The sequence below is a fragment of the Streptomyces sp. NPDC086777 genome, assembly GCF_040702065.1.
Taxonomy (GTDB): domain Bacteria; phylum Actinomycetota; class Actinomycetes; order Streptomycetales; family Streptomycetaceae; genus Streptomyces.
In genome coordinates this window covers 81,066-99,981 of record NZ_JBFBJI010000002.1, presented here as the reverse complement: position 1 = coordinate 99,981, position 18,916 = coordinate 81,066, and the positions used below count along the sequence as shown (strand labels likewise).

Annotated in this window: 18 protein-coding genes; 11 read left to right on the top strand and 7 right to left on the bottom strand. The window is 71.9% G+C overall.

The annotated features are described in order from the left end of the window. Positions 1-86: 86 nt before the first annotated feature. A complete protein-coding gene (locus AB0472_RS03025) occupies positions 87-704 on the bottom strand; it encodes a TetR/AcrR family transcriptional regulator (protein ID WP_366352868.1) in 618 nt (205 codons plus the stop codon). 64 nt (positions 705-768) lie between these two features. Then, a complete protein-coding gene (locus AB0472_RS03020; protein WP_366352866.1) occupies positions 769-1,347 on the bottom strand; it encodes a hypothetical protein in 579 nt (192 codons plus the stop codon). A gap of 157 nt (positions 1,348-1,504) precedes the next feature. On the opposite strand from AB0472_RS03020, the gene hmgA reads away from it, so the two are divergent. From hmgA to AB0472_RS03005, 3 genes are read left to right on the top strand one after another with little or no spacing between them, the layout of a single operon-like run. After that, positions 1,505-2,866: a homogentisate 1,2-dioxygenase gene (gene hmgA / locus AB0472_RS03015; RefSeq protein ID WP_366352864.1), complete on the top strand. Its 1,362-nt coding sequence runs from the start codon at positions 1,505-1,507 to the stop codon at positions 2,864-2,866. A gap of 26 nt (positions 2,867-2,892) precedes the next feature. Next, positions 2,893-3,642, top strand: coding sequence for a GntR family transcriptional regulator (locus AB0472_RS03010; RefSeq protein WP_366352862.1), 750 nt, complete (start codon positions 2,893-2,895; stop codon positions 3,640-3,642). 12 nt (positions 3,643-3,654) lie between these two features. Beyond that, entirely contained in the window at positions 3,655-4,806 is a 1,152-nt protein-coding gene (locus tag AB0472_RS03005; RefSeq protein ID WP_366352860.1) for a type ISP restriction/modification enzyme, read from the top strand. 55 nt (positions 4,807-4,861) lie between these two features. Here AB0472_RS03005 and AB0472_RS03000 read toward each other — a convergent pair whose 3' ends face one another. Then, positions 4,862-5,572 carry a TetR/AcrR family transcriptional regulator gene (locus AB0472_RS03000; protein ID WP_366352859.1) on the bottom strand — a complete coding sequence of 237 codons (711 nt, stop codon included), beginning with the start codon at positions 5,570-5,572 and terminating at the stop codon, positions 4,862-4,864. 63 nt (positions 5,573-5,635) lie between these two features. Between AB0472_RS03000 and AB0472_RS02995 the strand changes: the two genes are divergently transcribed. The 3 genes from AB0472_RS02995 to AB0472_RS02985 are packed head-to-tail and all read left to right on the top strand — an operon-like array spanning position 5,636 to position 8,586. Further along, positions 5,636-6,571: an ATP-binding cassette domain-containing protein gene (locus tag AB0472_RS02995; protein ID WP_366352857.1), complete on the top strand. Its 936-nt coding sequence runs from the start codon at positions 5,636-5,638 to the stop codon at positions 6,569-6,571. Continuing rightward, the gene (locus AB0472_RS02990) at positions 6,568-7,344 is read left to right on the top strand and encodes an ABC transporter permease (protein ID WP_366352855.1); all 777 of its coding nucleotides are present in this window, start codon (positions 6,568-6,570) and stop codon (positions 7,342-7,344) included. Before AB0472_RS02995 ends, AB0472_RS02990 begins: the two co-directional genes overlap by 4 nt. Positions 7,345-7,377: 33 nt before the next feature. After that, entirely contained in the window at positions 7,378-8,586 is a 1,209-nt protein-coding gene (locus tag AB0472_RS02985; protein WP_366352853.1) for a CaiB/BaiF CoA-transferase family protein, read from the top strand. An 11-nt stretch (positions 8,587-8,597) separates the two neighbouring features. Here the strand turns inward: AB0472_RS02985 and AB0472_RS02980 are convergent, their stop codons facing one another. The 3 genes from AB0472_RS02980 to AB0472_RS02970 all read right to left on the bottom strand — a co-directional run bounded on the left by AB0472_RS02980 (position 8,598) and on the right by AB0472_RS02970 (position 10,347). Next, complete coding sequence (locus tag AB0472_RS02980; protein WP_366352851.1) at positions 8,598-8,867, bottom strand: hypothetical protein; 270 nt, start codon at positions 8,865-8,867, stop codon at positions 8,598-8,600. Positions 8,868-9,004: 137 nt separating this feature from the next. Continuing rightward, positions 9,005-9,808, bottom strand: coding sequence for an anti-sigma factor (locus AB0472_RS02975; protein WP_366352850.1), 804 nt, complete (start codon positions 9,806-9,808; stop codon positions 9,005-9,007). After that, on the bottom strand, positions 9,805-10,347 hold the full coding sequence (locus tag AB0472_RS02970) for a sigma-70 family RNA polymerase sigma factor (protein ID WP_362594403.1): 543 nt from the start codon (positions 10,345-10,347) through the stop codon (positions 9,805-9,807). Before AB0472_RS02970 ends, AB0472_RS02975 begins: the two co-directional genes overlap by 4 nt. Positions 10,348-10,553: 206 nt before the next feature. On the opposite strand from AB0472_RS02970, the gene AB0472_RS02965 reads away from it, so the two are divergent. From AB0472_RS02965 to AB0472_RS02950, 4 genes are read left to right on the top strand one after another with little or no spacing between them, the layout of a single operon-like run. Further along, entirely contained in the window at positions 10,554-12,080 is a 1,527-nt protein-coding gene (locus AB0472_RS02965; protein ID WP_366352849.1) for a DUF4331 domain-containing protein, read from the top strand. A gap of 25 nt (positions 12,081-12,105) precedes the next feature. After that, positions 12,106-13,695 (top strand): tetratricopeptide repeat protein, encoded by a 1,590-nt coding sequence (locus tag AB0472_RS02960; protein ID WP_366352847.1) that lies wholly within the window; start codon positions 12,106-12,108, stop codon positions 13,693-13,695. Then, positions 13,692-15,416, top strand: a complete 1,725-nt coding sequence (locus AB0472_RS02955; protein ID WP_366352845.1) for a sulfite exporter TauE/SafE family protein — start codon at positions 13,692-13,694, stop codon at positions 15,414-15,416. The genes AB0472_RS02960 and AB0472_RS02955 overlap by 4 nt, the downstream gene beginning before the upstream one ends. 45 nt (positions 15,417-15,461) lie before the next feature. Then, on the top strand, positions 15,462-17,057 hold the full coding sequence (locus AB0472_RS02950) for a protein kinase (RefSeq protein WP_366352844.1): 1,596 nt from the start codon (positions 15,462-15,464) through the stop codon (positions 17,055-17,057). Positions 17,058-17,074: 17 nt separating this feature from the next. On the opposite strand, the gene AB0472_RS02945 is transcribed toward AB0472_RS02950, so the two are convergent. Beyond that, positions 17,075-17,878 (bottom strand): SGNH/GDSL hydrolase family protein, encoded by an 804-nt coding sequence (locus AB0472_RS02945; RefSeq protein WP_366352843.1) that lies wholly within the window; start codon positions 17,876-17,878, stop codon positions 17,075-17,077. Between the two features lie 371 nt (positions 17,879-18,249). Between AB0472_RS02945 and AB0472_RS02940 the strand changes: the two genes are divergently transcribed. Then, on the top strand, positions 18,250-18,693 hold the full coding sequence (locus AB0472_RS02940) for a hypothetical protein (RefSeq protein ID WP_366352842.1): 444 nt from the start codon (positions 18,250-18,252) through the stop codon (positions 18,691-18,693). Positions 18,694-18,916 lie beyond the last annotated feature (223 nt).

The following is an 18,916-nucleotide window of genomic DNA, read 5'->3' as shown; positions in this document are numbered from 1 at the left end:
TCGTCTGAGAGCGGGCCGGTGGTCGCTGGTCGCGCCGTTCCCCGCGCCCCTTCGGGGGCGCTCCGTCGGGCGCTTTCCGGAAACCGTCAGTCCAGCGCCCGTGCCAGGTACGCCCGGAGCAGTTCCCGTGTCTCCGCGATGATCTTCTCGTCGCCTTCCGGGGCCATCCGGAAGGACAGGTGGACCAGGGCGTCGGCCGTCTCCACCGCCACCAGGAAGGTGCGGCGCAGCGGCTCGTCGGGGGCGCGGCCGATATACGCCGCCAGCAGCTCGGTCAGCCGGTCGGCCACCCGGTGGTTGGGCTCCGCGTCGCGGGTGCCGACCGGGATCTGGTTGCCGAAGTCGACGAGGGAGAAGCCGGGGGCGGTGCGCTTCATGGCCAGGTACTCGTCGAGCACCGCGTCCATCGCGGTCCGCCAGTCCCCCATCGGGGCGTCCTTCAGCCGCTCGGTGACGCGCTCGGAGTAGTGCTCCAGGTTGCGCTGGGCGAGGGCGTCGGCCATCTGCCGCTTGTTGCCGAAGAAGCGGTAGACCGATCCGATGGGCACCCCCGCGCGCATCGCGACGGCCCGGGTGCTCAGTTCGTCGTAACCGACCTCGTCGAGGAGGTCGGCACAGGCGTCGAGGATCCGGGTCAGCCGTTCGGCGCTGCGGCGCTGTACGGGCGCTTTGCGAAGCGGTGTCGCTGGGGGCACGGGCTTCATGATGCCTTTCCGCCGGGAGCAGGTGAACCTCGCCCCCCAGTACGCGAACGGATGGCCCATGCACTCATCCGGCGTCCGTGCTGCTCGTGCCGGTGACCGAGGGCGTGGCGGGCGTGGCACCCGAGGCCGACGGCGAGGCGGTCTCCGCGCCCGACGCCGTGACGTCCGCGGTGCTCTCCACCGGTTTGCCGTGCACGGCCCAGACCGTGCCGTCGTCCGCGTAGAGCCGGGCGGTGACGTGGTGGGTGCCGTGCGGGACGAGGCCGGCGGGCAGGTGGTACGAGGGGGTGCGCAGCCGGGTCACCAGGCCGCCGTCCACGAAGAGGTAGGCGAGCCCGCGGCCGGCCACCGCCTTCGCCGCGGTGCCCACCCGGGAGAACCGGAAGCGGTGCACGTCGAGCCGTACGTCCCAGCCGCCGGACGCGTCCGGGGTGACCACCGTGCCCACCTCGGGCGCCTGCTTCCTGTCCACCTCGCGGTAGTGGCGTCCGCTCTCGTCCGTGTCGTCGAGGATCTTGCCCACCGGTGCCGGGGACTCCGCCCCGCGCTGCCCGTGCGCGTTGCCGGTCCCGCACCCGGCCGCGGCGACCAGGAGCAGCAGGCAGACCGCGAGCGCACCCGGCAGTCCACGCGTCCACGACATGCCCGGGAGCGTAGAACAGCGCGCCGCGGACCGGATCCCCCTGAAGTCGGGTTCTCGCCATCCACCGCCGGGATGATCCCGGCCCTCTTGCACCCGCCTCCGCGCAATCCTACGGTGATGCATAGGAATCGATGGCACGCAGGTTCAGGGAGCGATCATGGGCGATGGGGGCACCTCCCGCGCGAGCGCGTTCGAGCAGGAGCGCGGGGAAGCGCGGAAGACCGCTGAGGGGCTGGCGTACCTCTCCGGGTTCGGCAACGAGCACTCCTCGGAGGCGGTGCCCGGCGCCCTGCCCGAGGGCCGCAACTCCCCGCAGCGCGCCCCTCTCGGCCTGTACGCGGAGCAGCTCAGCGGTACGGCCTTCACCGAGCCGCGGGCCCACAACCGCCGCTCCTGGCTGTACCGGATCCGCCCCTCGGCCGCGCACCCGGCGTTCACCCGGGCCGCCGGCGACGGCGGGCTGCGCACCGCTCCCTTCACGGAGACGGCCCCGGACCCGAACCGGCTGCGCTGGAACCCGCTCCCGCAGCCCTCGCCCGGCACGGACTTCCTCGCCGGCCTGTGGACCCTGGGCGGGAACGGCGACGCGACCCAGCGGACCGGCATGGCCGTGCACCTCTACCACGCCGACGCCTCCATGGAGCGGGTCTTCTCCGACGCCGACGGCGAGCTGCTGATCGTCCCGGAGCGCGGCGGGCTGCTGCTGCACACGGAGTTCGGCCTGCTGCATGTGGAGCCGGGACATGTGGCGTTGATCCCCCGCGGCGTCCGCTTCCGTGTGGAGCTGCTGGACGGCACGGCCCGGGGTTATGTGTGCGAGAACTACGGCTCGCCGTTCCGCCTCCCCGACCTCGGCCCGATCGGTGCCAACGGCCTGGCCAACGCCCGGGATTTCCTGGCCCCCGTCGCCGCCTACGAGGATGTCGAGGGCCCGGTGGAGGTGGTCAACAAGTTCTGCGGCAACCTGTGGACCGCCACATATGACCACTCCCCACTGGACGTGGTCGCCTGGCACGGCACCCATGTGCCCTACGCCTACGATCTGCGCCGTTTCAATGTGATCGGCAGCGTCTCCTACGACCACCCCGACCCGTCGATCTTCACCGTGCTGACGTCCCCGTCCGACACCCCGGGCCTCGCCGGCGTCGACTTCGTCGTCTTCGCGCCGCGCTGGCTGGTGGGCGAGAACACCTTCCGGCCGCCGTACTTCCACCGGAACGTGATGAGCGAGTACATGGGTCTGATCGAGGGCGCCTACGACGCGAAGGCGGAGGGCTTCGTGCCGGGCGGCGGGTCGCTGCACAACATGATGTCGGCGCACGGCCCGGACCGGGAGACGTTCGACCGGGCGAGCGCGGCCGAGCTGAAGCCCCAGAAGGTGGACGACGGCCTGGCGTTCATGTTCGAGACCCGCTGGCCGGTGACGCTCACCCCGCAGGCGGCGACCGCCGGACACCTCCAGCAGCGCTACGACGACGTGTGGCAGGGCCTGGAACGGCACTTCCGCCCCTTGCACTGAAGATCCCCCACCGGTACGGATGGCCCGTGACCTCCTTCGCCCCGGACTCGATCGTCCTCAACCGCAAGCTGCCGCTCTGGTACCAGGTGTCGCAGTCGCTGCGTGCCTCGATACTCGGCCGCTCGCCCCGGGACCCGCTCCGGCTGCCCACCGAGGAACAGCTCGCGGAGCACTACGGCGTGAGCGTGCTGACCATGCGGCAGGCGCTGAAGGAGCTGGAGGAAGAGGGCCTGATCAGCCGGCACCGCCGCCGCGGCACCTTCATCGAGCCGGACGCCCGGCGCGGCACCCCGGTACGGCTGCTCGGTTCGGTGGACGCGATCGTGGCCCAGCAGTCGGGGATGACGGCGGAGCTGCTGGAGCACGGCACGGTGCCCGTCACCGGCGAACTCACCGAGTACTTCCCGGACCTCGCCGAGGTCGCGGCCTATCACCGGCTCCGCAGCGACGAGCAGACCGGTGAGCCCACCAACCACGCCCGCAACCACGTCCGCCCCGAACTGGCCGAGCGCATCGACCCGGAGGACCTGGCCCGGCAGCCGATGACCAAGGTGCTCCGGGACGTCGTCGGCGCCGACATCAGCCGGATCACGGACACGGTGGCGGCCCGGCTGGCCGACCCGGAGACCGCCCGGCTGCTCCAGGTCCCCCTGCTCAGCCCGATCCTGCACTACACGGGCGTCACCTACGACACCGCCGGCCGGGTCCTGGACCTGGCGGTCATCCACTACCGCGGCGACCGGTTCTCCTTCACGGTCACGCTCGACGCCACCTGAAGTCGTCGTACGATGCCGGGCGTGACGCACGACGACGCTCCGCTGCTGGCGGACCTCATGCCGTGGTCCGTCGCACCACTACGGCTCGGCCGGGGGTGGCCGACGGCCCCCGACCCGGCGACCCTGAAGACCCGGTGGGACGCCCTGCTCAAGGCCGAGGGCCCCGACCGCGCGACCCTGTTCGAGCCGACGCGCGCCCGCACGGTCCACTCCGCGGTCGCCCAGCTCCCCGGCCAGCCCAGCGGCACCGACCCGCTCGCCGACGCGTCGGGCCCCTGCCCGGCCCCGGTCCGCGTCCTGGCCGCCCCGTTCGACGAGCAGTGGCTGATCCCGGACCACCGCCTGATCGACACGGCCCGCCCCGAGTTGTGGCGGGTCGCGGACGGCCACCAGGTCTTCGCCGTCGAGTCGCCGGAGGGCATGCCCCTGCTGGCGACCTCCCTCCTTCCCACCCTGCGCGGGGGCCGCATCCGCCCGCTGTACCGCCGGCCGGGCGGCACGGAACCGAACCTGGCGCCGGGGCTGCCGGCGTTCCTGGCCGACCGGCTGGGCCGCGGCGTCACCCCGCCGGACGTCCTCGCCTGGGCCCTGACCGCGATCCGCCCGGACCGCACCGTCCCGCTCACCGACGACCCCGGCCTCTGGGCGCGGGGCGTGGAACTCGGCCACCGGGCCCTGTGGCTGCTGCGCCGCGACGGCGACCGCCCGAAACTCCCGGGCGGCCGCCGCCCGTACGTCCGGGCTCCGCTGCCCGGCCGTCCCCTGACGATCCTCTACGACAGGGAGGAGGAAGCCCTCCACCTCGACGACGGCCGCGTCTCCCCGGTGCCGCCGGAGGCATGGGACTTCAGGACGGGCGAGGCGCGGGTCCTGGAGGCTTGGTTCACCGCCCGCACCCAGCAGGGGGAACCGGGGACCCTGTCCGCGATCGCCCCCACGACGTGGCCGCAACGGCTGACCTCGGAACTGCTGGAACTGATCACCGTCCTGTCCCTGCTGGCGGACGTCCGCGCCCAGCAGGCCGCCCTGGACATCAGGACGCGGATCACGGCGACCGACCTCACGACAGCGGGCGTCCTGCCGCCCTCGGAGACGTCCCGCAAACCGGCTTCGATCCTGGAGCACACGGAAGAAGGCCCGGCAGGTCAGCTGACGCTGCTGTGACCACCCTGCCCGGGGGCGCAGGGAACCGCGCGACAGACCTCCGCCCACCCGCGGCCTACGACGGCGCGAACCCGTCCAGAACCCTCTCCAACGCCCGCCTGAAAACGGCCTCCAGATCGATCGGCCCCGCATCCTCCGCGAACGCCGCCGCCATCCGCGGATACGCCCCCGAGGCGATCTGCCCGCCGAGATAGGCGATGCGCGCCGCGTTCTCCCGCTCCTCGGACCAGGGCAGGTTCCGCACCCGTTCGGCCGTGTCGATCTCGTTCCGCACATAGGTCGTGACCACACCGTTCACCATGGCGATCAGCTCGAACTTGGTGCCGTTCGACACGTCCAGCTGATCCAGGCAGGCCAGACAGTGCTCCAGATAGCGCAGGGCGTGCGGGCTGAACCCGTAGACCGGTGACATCAGACGTGGCAACCAGGGATGCCGGTGCATCAGCTCCCGCGTCTGTCGGGCGACCCGCATCATGTCGGCCCGCCAGTCCCCCGTCGGCTCCCACAGCTGGTGTTCCGCGCTGACCGCGTCAACCATCAGCTCGTACAGGTCCTCCTTGCGGGGGACGTAGTTGTACAGGGACATGGTCCCGCACCCCACACCGGCCGCCACATGGCGCATCGAGACGGCGTCCAGCCCTTCCGCGTCGGCGATCCGCACCGCGACGGCGGCGATGTCGGCGCGGGTGAACGTCGGCTTCGGCCCCCGCCCGGCGCGCTCCGGACGGGCCCAGATCACCTCGGGTTCGGCCCCTCGGACTGCCATCGATCATCACCTCGCCCACCATGCTAGTTACGTACACCGTACGTAGTGCGCTATGGTCGCCCCATGACTACTACGTACGCCGTACTTAGTGAAGGTCTGGAGAAACGCTTCGGCGCCGTGTCCGCGCTGCACGGTCTCGATCTGGCCGTGCGCGAGGGCACGGTCTGCGGACTGCTCGGGCCGAACGGGGCGGGCAAGACGACGGTCGTACGGCTGCTGGCCACGCTCCTCCGGCCCGACGCCGGCTCCGCCCGCGTCGCGGGGCACGACGTGGTCCGGGACCCGGCGGCGGTGCGCCGCAGCATCGGCGTCACCGGCCAGTACGCCTCGGTCGACGGCGATCTCACCGGCCGTGAGAACCTCCGCCTGTTCGCCCGGCTGCTCCGGGTGCCGAGGCCGGACGACCGAGCGGCCGAGCTCCTTGCCCGCTTCGGCCTCACCGAGGCCGCCGACCGCAGGGCGGCCACCTACTCCGGCGGTATGCGCCGCCGCCTCGACCTCGCCGCGAGTCTGGTCCGCCGGCCGGCCGTGCTCTTCCTCGACGAGCCCACCACCGGCCTCGACCCGGCCGGCCGCAACGGCATCTGGTCAGCGGTGCGCGAGCTGACGGCCGAGGGCACGACGGTGCTGCTCACCACCCAGTACCTGGAGGAGGCCGATCAACTCGCCGACGACATCGTGCTGATCGACCGCGGCCGGGTGGCCCGGACCGGCTCTCCCGCCGAGCTGAAGGCGCTGATCGGCTGGTACGTGCAGGCGGTGGTCGCCGACCGGGACGCGCTCGCCAAGGCGGCCGCGGTGCTCGACCGGCTCACCGGCAGGGAGCCGCAGTTCGACCACGACCGGCACACCGTCGGCGCCGTCACCACGGACCCGACCCTCACCCTCCCCCGCCTGGTGCGCGAACTCGACGCGGCGGGCGTCCCGTTGCTCGACGCGAGCCTCAGACCACCGACCCTCGACGACGTTTTCCTCCGACTGACGGGAAGTCCCGCATGAGTGCGCTCGTGCACGACGGTGCCGCGATGACGGGCCGGCAGCTCCGCCGGGTCCGCAACAGCCCCGGCCTCGCGGTCCTCACCCAGCTGATGCCGGTCAACATGCTGCTGTTCTTCGGCTACGTCTTCGGCAGCGCGCTGGCGATGCCGGGCGCCGAGTACCGCTCCTTCCTCGTCCCGGGGCTGCTGGTCGCGACCGCGGCCGGCGGGGTCATGACCGGGATGTTCCAGGCCGCCCAGGACACCCACCGAGGGGTGGCGGACCGCTTCAGGGCCATGCCGGTGAGCCGGGCCGCCGTACCGCTGGGGCAGGCGGTGGCCGACCTCGTCGTCACCACGGCGGGAACCGTGCCCCTGCTCCTGGTCGGTCTCGCCGTGGGCTGGCGCGTGACGGGATCGCCGGCCGCGGCGGCCGGCGCGGTGGGCCTCCTGCTCCTGTTCCGGTTCGCCTGCACGGCCGTCGGCATCTACCTCGGCCTGCTCACCCGCAGCGAGGAGGCGGCCGGTCAGCTCGGCGCGTCCACGTTCGTGCTGCCGCTGCTGTCCGACGCCTACATTCCCACCGGCAATCTCCCGGGCTGGCTGCGCACACTCGCCGAGTGGAACCCGATCAGCGCGGTGACCACCGCCCTGCGCGACCTCTTCGGCAACGCTCCCGTACCCGACGGCGCGGCCTGGCCGGTGGCACACCCCGTCGCGGGGTCGCTCGCCTGGAGCCTGGTCCTCGTCGGCGTCTTCCTGCCGCTCGCCGTCCGCCGGTACGGGCGCTGCTGACAGAGCCGCCGGTCACCGGCCATGATCCAGCGCATGGACCGTCTCCCGCTCCCCCTCGAAGGCATCACCGTGGTCGCCGTCGAGCAGGCCGTCGCCGCCCCGTTCGCCACCCGGCAGCTCGCGGACCTCGGCGCGCGCGTCATCAAGATCGAACGCCCCGACGGCGGTGACTTCGCCCGCGGCTACGACACCGCCGCGGGCGGACTCGCCTCGCACTTCGTGTGGTGCAACCGGGGCAAGGAGTCCATCGCGCTGGATCTGAAGGACCCACGCGGCCTGGACGTCGCCCGACGGCTCGTCGCCGGCGCGGACGTCTTCGTGCAGAACCTGGCCCACGGAGCCGCGTCCCGGCTCGGCCTCGACGCGGCCACGCTGTGCGCGGCGCACCCCCGGCTGGTCGCCGTCGACATCTCCGGGTACGGGGCGTCGGGGCCGTACGCCGGCAAACGCGCGTACGACATGCTCGTGCAGTGCGAGGCGGGACTGGTGTCGGTCACCGGGACGCCGGAGCAGCCCGTGAAGGCGGGGATCCCGGCGGCCGACATCGCGGCGGCCATGTACGCCTTCTCGGGCGTCCTCGCGGCGCTGGTACGACGCGGAACCACCGGGCGGGGCGGGCCGGTGGAGGTGTCGATGCTGGAGGCGCTGGCCGAGTGGCTGGGGCATCCGCTGCACCACACCATGCACGGCGGGACGCCGCCCGAGCGCACCGGTCTGGCGCACGCCGTGATCGCGCCCTACGACGCCTATCCGACAGCGGACGGCGGGCGGGTGCTGCTGTCCGTGCAGAACGACCGGGAGTGGCGGCGGCTTGCCGAACAGGTGATCGGGCGGCCGGAGTTGGGTGCGGATCCGGCGTTCGCGACGAACGCGGCGCGGGTGGCGAACCGGGAACGGACCGACGAACTGGTCGGGACCGCGCTGACGGCGCTCGGCGCCGACGAGGCGCTGGCACGGCTGGAGGCGGCGGGCATCGCGTGCGCGCGGCTGCGGGACCTGCCGGAGCTGGCCGGGCACCCGCAACTGGCGGCCCGGGACCGGTGGCGGGAAGTGGGGTCGCCGGTCGGGCCGCTGCGCGCGTTGCTGCCGCCCATCACGCTGCCGGGCGGGGACGAGGCGCGGATGGGGGACGTGCCCGCGCTCGGCCAGCACACCGGGGCGCTGCTGCGTGCCGTGGGGATGACGGACGCGGAGATCGCAGCGCTGCGCCGGGACGGTGTGGCGGCCTGGGCGCGGACCTGACGGTCAGGCGGTCAGTGCTTGCTGCCGCCGAACAGCGAGCGGCGCAGTCGACGCAGTGGCGCGAAGAGGGAGACACGGCTGACCCGCGCACCCCGGTCACTGCGCCGCGCGGGCTCACGCGAGGTCAGCTCACGCATCAGCGACGTCGCCTCGACCGCCTGCTGCTGCGGTATGGCGGGACCCGCCAGCACCGACAGATGGCGGTCGAGGCGCGAACTGGTCGCACCGCTCCCGCAGGTGATCGCAGGAACCCTCGCCCTGCTGCGTGTTATCTGATCCATGTCACTCCCCACCCGTACGAGTCCACCCGGCCCGGGCAGGGTAACCCTATCGCCCCGATGGGGCACTCGTGTATCGCGGTCACAGGATTCACCTTCCCCGCAAGGGTGTTGACGACCCCTCTTGAACTACTCTTTGACTACTCTCCGAATCCAACCGATTTCAGGGCGAGTTGGACAACCGGCTGGCTGGTGGGCTGCACTGAGCCGCCGGCGGGCTCGACGGTCACGGCGAGTGACGTCGCCGATCTGCTCAGACCCGTGGCGACCAGGGGCGTGTCGGCCTCGAAGAGGCCGAGGGAGCGCGGTTGCACGCGGGGGCGCATGAGCCAGAGCTGGTGCACGCGGCCGTTGGACGGGGTGCCGTATCCGCTGAGCGTGACGACGGCCTGCCCCTCCGATGCGGAGGCCACCGCTCCGATACTTCGGCCCCGGGCGTCCTTGTAGCTGGTCGCGCGGGCGTCGGTCGCGGCCAGAACGTGGGCGATCTCACGCGACTGGGCCCGCTCGGCGTCGAGCCGGTTCTGCGTCCGGTCGGCCTGCACCGCGAACAGCGAGGCGACGACCAGCGCGGCGGCCGCGGTGGCGGTGGCGAACGGCACGAACAGGGGGCGCGGACGGCGGCGCGGCGGCGGAGGCTGGGCGCCCCAGACGTGCGGCGGCAGATTGGGGACGCGTTCCCGGCCGGGGGCCGGCTCCTGCGGGGTGGCACGGACGGCGGCCAGCACCCGGTCGCGCATCGCGAGGGGCGGCGGGGCCGCGGCCGAGAAGGCGAGCCGTACCGCGTCCTCGGTCAGCTCCCGGACCTCGTCGGCGCACCGGTCGCAGTCCTTCAGGTGCTTCTCGAAGCGGCGCCGCTCGCCGGACTCCAGGGCGTCCAGCGCATAGGGCGCGGCAAGCGAGTGCAGGTCCTCGCGGTGCAGCAGGCGGCCGACCAGGCTCACGCCACACCTCCCAGGCAGTCGCGCAGCCGGGTGAGTCCGTCGCGCATCCGAGTCTTGACCGTGCCCAGCGGCAGCTTCAGCCGCTCGGCGACCTCACGGTACGTATAGCCGTCGTAGTAGGCGAGGGTGACGGACTGGCGCTGCAGGGCGGTGAGCCGGTCCAGGCAGCGGCGTACCCATTCGCGTTCCAGGCCGGCCTCGACCGTCTCGGCGACCTGGTCGAAGGCCGGCTCGCCGGCCCGCAGCGCCTCGCGCTGTTCGCGTTCGCCGGCCGCACGGGCGCTGCGCACGCGGTCGACGGCGCGGCGGTGGGCGAGGGTGAGGATCCAGGACAGGGCGCTGCCCCGGCCGGGGTCGAACTTGGCCGCGGAGCGCCAGAGTTCGAGGAGCACCTCCTGGGACACCTCCTCGGACTGGGCGGGGTCGCGGACCACCCGGCGCACGAGACCGAACACCGGTCCGGACACCAGTCCGTAGAGGTCCTCGAACGCCTTCTGGTCGCCACCGGCGACGAGTACCAGCAGTTCGTCCGCCTCCACCCCGTCCCCCCTTCTGTGGCCGCACCCGGCCCGTCCTCCCACACCAGGCATTCGCAACTGACGCACCTCCGGCAGAAGTACGTATGCGGAAGGCAAAAACGCGGGTCGAGCAGGAAGAAAAGAATTTTTTCTTCCGACCAATCCAAACGGCCCTCCAGCTCCGTATACCCGTCCGTCAAGCAAGTTGGGACCGAGGGACGGACGGCATGACACCTCTAAACTCCAGGAGCGGCGCGGGGCGCAAGGGCCTTGTCACGCTCATCTGTGGGGCACTGGCAACCGGCGGGATCACAGCCGCCAGCGTCGCCGCGCTGGAACCGGGGGCGGCCTCCGCCTCCTCCCACCGGGAGGCCCCGCTCATCTCGGGCACCCCGCAGTACGACAACACCGACCTGTACGCGTTCGTGAGCCCGGACAAGCCCGACACCACCACGATCGTGTCGGACTACATCCCCTTCGAGGAGCCGGCAGGCGGCCCGAACTTCTACCAGTTCGCGGACGACGCCCAGTACGACATCCACGTCGACAACAACGGTGACGCGCTGGACGACCTGATCTTCCGGTACACCTTCCGCACCCAGATCAAGAACAAGAAGACGTTCCTCTACAACACGGGTGTGGTCGACAACCTGAACGACCCCGACCTGAACGTCACGCAGTCGTACAACCTCGACCTGATCAAGTTGAAGAACGGCAGGCAGCAGCACACGACGCGGCTCGCCAGCGACATCCCGGCGGCTCCGTCGGACGTCGGCAAGGCCTCGATGCCGGACTACGCGAAGCTGCGCTCCCAGGCCGTCTACAAGACGGTCGGCGGCGGCGCGACCTTCGCCGGCCAGGCCGACGACCCGTTCTTCGCCGACCTGCGCGTCTTCGACCTGCTGTACGGCGGAAACCTGAGCGAGGTCGGCAACGACACCCTCAAGGGCTACAACGTCAACACGATCGCCCTGCAGGTGCCGAACTCCCTGATCCGGCAGTCGGCTTCGCGCCCGAGCGTCGGCATCTACGCGACGACCCAGCGCAGGAACGCGCAGGGCTACTACACGCAGGTCTCGCGCCTCGGCAACCCGCTGGTCAACGAGGTCGTCAACCCGCAGAAGGACAAGGACAAGTTCAACGCGTCCCAGCCCAAGGACGACGCGCAGTTCCTGAAGAACGTCACCAACCCGGAACTGCCGAAGCTGATCCAGCAGATCTACAACATCAAGGCGCCGTCCGAGCCCCGCAACGACCTCGTCAGCGTGTTCCTCACGGGCGTCAAGGGCCTCAACACGCTGCAGCCGCAGGCGAAGGCGTCGGAGATGCTCCGCCTGAACACGTCCATCAAGCCCACCGCCAAGCCCAAGCGGCTCGGTGTGCTGGACGGTGACAACGCGGGCTTCCCGAACGGACGCCGCCTCACCGACGACGTGATCGACGAGGCGCTCCAGGTCATGGAGGGCGAACTGGTCGGTTCCAAGAACGACCTGGGCGACGCGGTCGACAAGAACGACAAGAACTTCGAGAAGTACTTCCCGTACGTGGCCGAGCCGACGTCGGGCTCGCGCGGCAAGATCGCCAAGGCGGCGGCCGGCAGCAGCACGAAGAGCGCGCTGGGCGACGCCCTGACCGGTTCCGGTGACGACAACATGACGTTGATCGCGGGGTCGGCGGCGGCCGGTGCGGCGGGCGTACTGCTGATCGGCACCGGGTTCGGCTGGTGGCGGCGGCGGATGCGGCGGCCGTACTAGTCGCCGTTCCGGCAAGGGCAGTGGGGTGGCTGCCGGTCGGCGGTGGCCGGTCGCGCAGTTCCTCCCCCAGCCTTCGGCCGGGGGCGCCCCCAGCGCCCCTACGGGGCGCTCAACGCGCCCCCCATCTACTGGCGCGGCCCGCACCCACCCAATCCCCCACGGCGCGGGCCGCGCCGCCCCGCGCGAACAGTTACTAGGAGAGGGCATGGCCCCGGGTACGAACGACAAGCAGCCCGCCGAGACGAAGGACGACGAGCGTGTCACCGCCCTGCGCCGGTTCGCCGCCGCTGGGCGGAACTGGCGGCGGGCCCAACTCGCCGGCTCCGCACTGCTGATGGCGATCGCGCTGACCGGCGGGGCGATCGCCTTCGGGTCCTCCCGGGACGGCGGGACGGCTCCGGTGGCCACGACGAGCGCGGTGGACCCGGCCCTGCTGGCCGGCGGGGACCTCGCCACGACCATCGCCTCCCTCCAGGCCCATCTCCGCGCCCAGCCGAAGGACTCCGACAGCTGGGCCACCCTCGGCCTCGCCTATGTCGAGCAGGCCCGCACCAAGGGCGACCCGTCCCGCTACCCGCAGGCCGAGAAGGCCCTGAAGCGGGCGCTGCAGATCACCCCGGACAACGACCAGGCGCTGGCCGGCGAGGCCGCGCTGGCCGCCGCCCGGCACGAGTTCGCGCCGGCCCTCGGCTACGCGGACCAGGCCCTGAAGCAGAACCCGTACAGCGCCGGCGCCCTGGCCTCCCGCATCGACGCCCTGGTCGAACTCGGCCGCTACGACGAGGCCGGCAAGGCGGCCGACCTCGCCGACCGACGTAAGCCGGGCGTCCCGGTGTTCACCCGGTTCGCGTACGTGCGGGAGCTGCGCGGTGACGTGAAGGGCGCCCAGCGGGTGCTGGAGCAGGCCCTGTCCACGGCCACGTCGAAGGGCGACATCTCCTACGTGGCCGCCCAGCTCGGCCTGCTCGCCTGGAACCAGGGCGATTACCGCAGTGCCGAGGACTACTACGCCCGCGCCCTGACGGCCGACGACACCTACATCCCGGCGGTGGAGGGCCGGGCGCGTGTCCAGGCCGCGCTCGGCGACCGGGCCGACGCGATCAAGGGCATGGAACTGGTCGTCTCCCGCTATCCACTTCCCCAGCAGCTCGTCGAGCTCGGCGAGCTGTACGAGGACCGGAACGCCAAGGGCGACAGGACGAAGGCCGCGGACCAGTACGCGCTCGTCGAGGCCTGGATCGCGCTCGCCCGCGCCAACGGCGTCAACGCCGACCTCGACACCGCCCTCGCCGCCGCCGACCACGGCAACAAGGCCGAGGCGCTGAAGGCCGCCCGGGCCGAGTGGGCCCGCCGCCACACCGTGCACACGGCGGACGCGCTGGCCTGGGCCCTGTACGTCAACGGACAGCGGAAGGAAGCGCTGCCGTACGCCCGGCAGGCCACCGCCACCGGCTACCACAACGCCTCCTTCGGCTACCACCTCGGCATGATCGAGCTGGCCGACGGCGACAAGGCGGCCGGCCGGGCCGCCCTCACCAAGGCCCTCAAGCTCAACCCGGGCTTCTCCCCGCTGGGCGCCCGTACGGCCCGCAAGGCGTTGGAGGCCACGAAGTGAACCTCCGCCGGATCGCCGCCGTCCTCACCCTGGCCTGCGCCGCGACCCTGTGGTCCGCCACGGGTGCGAGCGCGCACCCGCTCGGCAACTTCACCGTCAACAAGTACGACGGTCTCGTCGCCGCCCCCGGTCAGCTCCGGGTCGACCACGTCGAGGACCTCGCCGAGATCCCGGCGACCCAGGCCAAGCCCGACCTGAAGCGGCTCGGCACGGCGAAGTGGGCCGAGCAGCGCTGCACGACCGCGGCCGACGGCAGCAGGCTCACCGTCGACGGCCGCAGCACCCCGCTGACCGTGCGGACCAGTCACGCCGAACTCCGCCCCGGCCAGGCGGGCCTGAACACGCTTCGCGTGGAGTGCCGCTTCACCGCGCCCCTCCCCCAGGGCGCCACGGCCACCCTGACCTTCCACAGCGCGGGCGCCGACACCGGGCCCGGCTGGCGGGAGATCACGGCGCGCGGCGACCGGATGACCCTGACGAGGACGGACGTACCGAAGACGTCCGTCTCCCACGAACTCACCAGCTACCCCAAGGACCTGCTCTCCTCTCCGGCCGACATCACCACCGCCGCCGTCCACGTGCGGCCCGGCGGCCCGGCCCTCGCCCAGGAGCGTCAGGACACCCCGGGCGCCGAGATCCTCCCCCGCGGCATCGACCACTGGACCCAGGCCCTGACCGACCTGGTCGCCCGCAACCACCTCACCGTCGGCTTCGCGGTGCTCGCGCTCTTCATCTCGATCGCCCTCGGCGCGATGCACGCCCTCGCGCCGGGCCACGGCAAGACCCTGATGGCGGCGACCGCGGCGGCCCGCGGCGGCCGCGCCCGCCTCCGCGACGTCCTCCCCCTCGCCGCGTCGGTCACGGTCACCCACACCCTGGGCGTGGTCGCCCTCGGTGTCCTGGTGACGGCCGGCTCGGCGGCCACCCCGTCGGTGATCGCCTGGCTGGGCATCGCGAGCGGCCTCATGGTCCTGGCGGCGGGCGCCAACCTGACCCGCAGGGCCTGGCGGAACAGGGCCCACGAGCAGGCGCACGCCCACGGCCGTCATCACCACGACCACGCCCACGAGGCGGCCGAGAAGCGGGAGCCGGCCCTGGTCGGCACCCACGAGCACGCCCGCGCCCACACGCACGACCACGGGCACACGCACGACCACGGGCACACGCACGACCACGGGCACGACCACCCCCATGACCATGCTCATGCCCACGGTCATGGCCATGGCCACGGCGCTCAGCCCCATACCCCAGCCCGTCCGGCGATTGAGGACGAGGCTGTTCAGGCCGAGGGGGGGTCCGGGGCCGCAGCCCCCGATCACGGCCACACCAACGTGCCGCACAGTCACGGCGGGTTCACCCACACCCACTCCACGGCCCCCACCCTCCGCGGCACCCTCCTCCTCGGCTTCGCCGGCGGTCTCGTCCCCAGCCCCTCCGCCGTGGTCGTGCTGGTCGGCGCCGCCGCCCTCGGCCAGGCCTGGTTCGGGCTGCTTCTCGTGGTCGCCTACGGCGTCGGTCTCGCGCTGACGCTGACCGCCGCCGGGTTCGCGGTCGTCAGGCTGGGTACGGGAATGACTCGGGTGATGGACAAACGCTCTCGCTGGACCACCCACCCGACGGCGGCGCTGGTCCGCAGGACCATTCCGCTCGTCTCGGCACTCGTGGTCGTGGCCCTGGGCGCCGGACTGGTGCTCAAGGGGGCCGCATCCGCACTGCTCTGAGTTACGTTTGTGATGAATTCGCGCGAGCTGCCGTGGGGGGCACCCGTGACCGAAGAGCCGGGCCGTGAGCGAGTGATCGCGGGCCGCTACCGACTGCTGGCCCCGCTGGGCGAGGGCGGCATGGGCACCGTGTGGCGGGCCCGTGACGAAGTGCTGGGCCGTGACGTCGCCGTCAAGGAGGTACGGGCGCCTGCCGGGCTGCCCGGCTCGGACGTCGAGCGGATGTACGCCCGGCTGGAGCGCGAGGCCTGGGCCGCGGCCCGGGTCGCGAACCGCAACGTGGTGACGGTGTACGACGTGGCGATGGAGGGCGGACGGCCCTGGATCGTCATGGAGTTGATCCCCGGCGTGTCCCTCGCCGACGTGCTGGAGGCGGAGGGGCCGATGTCCCCGCAGCGGGCGGCCGGCGTCGGCGCCGAGGTGCTGTCCGCGCTGCGGGCCGCGCACGCCGCCGGGGTGCTGCACCGGGACGTCAAGCCCGGCAACGTGCTGCTGTCGAACGACGGCCGGGTGGTGCTCACCGACTTCGGGATCGCCACCGTCGAGGGCAGCTCGGCGCTGACCATGACCGGCGAGGTGATCGGCTCACCGGAGTTCCTCGCCCCTGAGCGGGCGCTGGGGCGGGCGTTCGGTCCCGAGTCCGACCTGTGGTCGCTGGGCGTCCTGCTGTACGCGGCGGTCGAGGGCGCCTCGCCGTTCCGGCAGGACACCCCGCTGAGCACGCTGCGGGCGGTGGTGGACGAGGAGTTGCCGCCGCCGTACCGGGCCGGGCCGCTCACCCCCGTCATCGAAGGGCTGCTCCGCAAGGACCCGGCCGCGCGGATCCCCGCCGAACAGGCCGAGCGGGACCTACGGCTGGTCGCGGCCGGGGGCACCCCGGGCACGGCCCCCACCGTCCCGGTCCCGGCGCCGTACGAGGCCCCGACCCTCGTCGCCCGGCAGACCCGGCCGTTCTCCCCCACACCGCCGATGCCCACCCCGGCGGACGACCGCCCGCCCGCCACCGACCCGGGCCGCGACCGCAGGGCCGGCACCGTGCTGGTCATCGGCCTGGTACTGGTCGTCCTCGCGCTCGGCGGACTGACGTACGCCCTCCTCGACCACGGCATCGGCAACGGCGACGACGGCGGCGCCAAGGCCGGGGCGAGTCAGTCGGCCAGCAACCTCAGCTCCCCGGCGCCCACCCACAGCAGCGGCGCCGCGTCGAAGTCCCCGTCGGCGGCCGCGAGCAGCACCGCGCCCGAGCAGAGTGTGAAGGTCAGCGTGGCCGGGTCCCGCACGGACTACTCGGGGGCATGTCCGCCCTCGACGGCGCAGGCGCCCACGTTCGCGGCGACGTTCACGGTGGGGAGCGTGCCCGCGGACGTGCAGTACCGGTGGGTGCTGAAGAACGGGAAGCTCGACGACCAGGGCTGGAAGACGCTGTCCTTCCCGGACGGCGGCGGGAGGACCCGGCAGACGCAGGTGACCGTGACGACCTGGTCCGACAGCGGGACGCTGAGCGACGCGATCGCCGTCGAGGTACGCAGCCCGGTGGAGACGACGTCCAACTCGGTGCCGTTCTCGGTCACCTGCACCAAAACGACGGAGACCCCGACCGGCGGGGCCTCCGCCTCACCTTCGCCCTCTGGTTCGTACTAGGACTCGGAACTTCGGGCTCAGGACGCGTTGCTGGTCAGTACCGGCAGGTAGCCGCCGGACTGGCCGGACGCGGTGGGGTGGTACGACTCGGTGATGTCCAGCCAGTTGACGCTGTGCAGCCAGGAGCTGCTGGAGCAGATCTCGTGGCTGGAGAACGCGCTGCGGACGTCGCCGAAGGTGAACCCGTGGTCGGCGGCGCGCTTGGCGATCGCGGTGTCGATGTAGTCGGCGGCGTTGTTGATGGCGGTGCGCTTGGTCGAGGAGAGGCCGAGGCAGGTCGTGCCCAGCAGGTAGAAGCGGGGGTAGCCGAGGACGACGACCTTGGCGTCGGGGGCCTTGGCGCTGATCGCGTCGTACACGCTGTCGAGCTTGCCGGGGAGGGTGGAGTCGACGTACGCCTCGGCGGTGTTGATGCGGGACAGGCAGGTGCTGTCGGAGCTGAGCACACAGGTCGTCATGACGTCGGCGAAGCCGGCGTCGTTGCCGCCGATGGTGATCGAGACCAGGGCGGTCGAGGAGCTGAGCGTGCCGAGCTGGCCGGAGAGCACGTCGTCGGTGGTGGCGCCCGAGCAGGCGAGGAACGAGAACGAGGACGGGCTGTGGGCGGCGTTCCACAGGTAGGGATAGGCGTTGGTGCTGCGGTCGCAGCTGCCACTCGAGCTGATGTAGCTGCCGGCGCCGACGCCGGATGCGTACGAGTCACCGAGCGCCACATAGCCCCCGGTCGCGGCCTGCGCTTCCGTCACGGCCGCCCCGGTGAGGGCGAGGCCGGTGGCGAGGAGGAGTGAAGTCACGTATGCCGTAATTCGGGAACGTCTCATGGAACCTCCCTTTAGCAGGATCTCTGCCATAACTGTCGTAGCAACTACGCGTGTTGACGGGAAGTGTCCATGCCAAGACTGTTCCGGATCCCGACCGGTCCCGAGCGGACCGATCCTGCGCGTTCCAGGCGCGCTTGATTGCGCGGCCATGACAAAGTCATGACGGGGCGTCAATCCGCATCGTCCGGCGCTCTCGACGCCGGCTCGAGTCGTGATCGATCACCGGAACACGCCGAAACCGAGCGACTTGTTCCCCGGAGACATCAGGTGTCTCCGGGGAACGGTCATGTCCGGAGACCCGCTTGACGCTCCGCGTTCGGCTGCGCGACATTGAAGCCCGGCATCCGACGCCTTGGGGGGCAAAGTCGGTCATGCAGACCATACGACTCAAGACATCGACAACAGCGGACGAACGGGCCAGGCCAGGACCGGGGAGGGACCTGGAACCCCTGCTCGCGGGGGTCGCGACGGCCGTCGCCGGGACGGGTGCGCTGCTGGCGCTCACCGACTCGGGCGCGTCGCTGCGCGGACCCCTGGCGCTGTTCTTCCTGATCGCCGCGCCTGCCGCGGCGATCGGCGCGGCACTGCGCGGACTCGATCCGCCGGCCCGCGTGCTCACCGCGTCGGCGGGTGCCGTCGCCCTGGACATGCTGGTCGCCCAGGGCATGCTCGCCACTCACCACTGGTCCTGGCGCGGCGGCATCGTCGCCGTGGCCGCGATCAGCCTTCTGCTGCTTCTGCTGGTACTCCTGCGACCGGTGGAACGCATTGTCGAACGGATGGCCCGGCGAGCCGGGAAAATCCGTTCGAGTTGAAGGGCAGGGTCGGCCAAAGTTTCGTAACGGCCAAACCAATAAAAACGTGAGGACCAGTTCCGGGACTTGCCATACTGGTTCAATCGTCAATACCGTCATACATCTCACCCGCATCGGATCATCAACTAGCGGCTCCAGGGGAGGGCTCGAGGACCGCAATGTTTCCGGGGCGGGGCGCGGTAGGGGGGTGCCGTGCTCGGTGACCGCAATGACCACTTTCGTT

Excerpts from the sequence above, each read along its gene's own strand:
- AB0472_RS03005 (WP_366352860.1), top strand. The coding sequence starts at position 3,655 with ATGCCGGGCGTGACGCACGACGACGCTCCGCTGCTGGCGGACCTCATG.
- AB0472_RS03025 (WP_366352868.1), bottom strand. The coding sequence starts at position 704 with ATGAAGCCCGTGCCCCCAGCGACACCGCTTCGCAAAGCGCCCGTACAG.
- AB0472_RS03020 (WP_366352866.1), bottom strand. The coding sequence starts at position 1,347 with ATGTCGTGGACGCGTGGACTGCCGGGTGCGCTCGCGGTCTGCCTGCTG.
- AB0472_RS02985 (WP_366352853.1), top strand. The coding sequence starts at position 7,378 with ATGGACCGTCTCCCGCTCCCCCTCGAAGGCATCACCGTGGTCGCCGTC.
- AB0472_RS02990 (WP_366352855.1), top strand. The coding sequence starts at position 6,568 with ATGAGTGCGCTCGTGCACGACGGTGCCGCGATGACGGGCCGGCAGCTC.
- hmgA (WP_366352864.1), top strand. The coding sequence starts at position 1,505 with ATGGGCGATGGGGGCACCTCCCGCGCGAGCGCGTTCGAGCAGGAGCGC.
- AB0472_RS02945 (WP_366352843.1), bottom strand. The coding sequence starts at position 17,878 with ATGAGACGTTCCCGAATTACGGCATACGTGACTTCACTCCTCCTCGCC.
- AB0472_RS02980 (WP_366352851.1), bottom strand. The coding sequence starts at position 8,867 with ATGGATCAGATAACACGCAGCAGGGCGAGGGTTCCTGCGATCACCTGC.
- AB0472_RS02995 (WP_366352857.1), top strand. The coding sequence starts at position 5,636 with ATGACTACTACGTACGCCGTACTTAGTGAAGGTCTGGAGAAACGCTTC.
- AB0472_RS02965 (WP_366352849.1), top strand. The coding sequence starts at position 10,554 with ATGACACCTCTAAACTCCAGGAGCGGCGCGGGGCGCAAGGGCCTTGTC.
- AB0472_RS02940 (WP_366352842.1), top strand. The coding sequence starts at position 18,250 with ATGCAGACCATACGACTCAAGACATCGACAACAGCGGACGAACGGGCC.
- AB0472_RS03000 (WP_366352859.1), bottom strand. The coding sequence starts at position 5,572 with ATGGCAGTCCGAGGGGCCGAACCCGAGGTGATCTGGGCCCGTCCGGAG.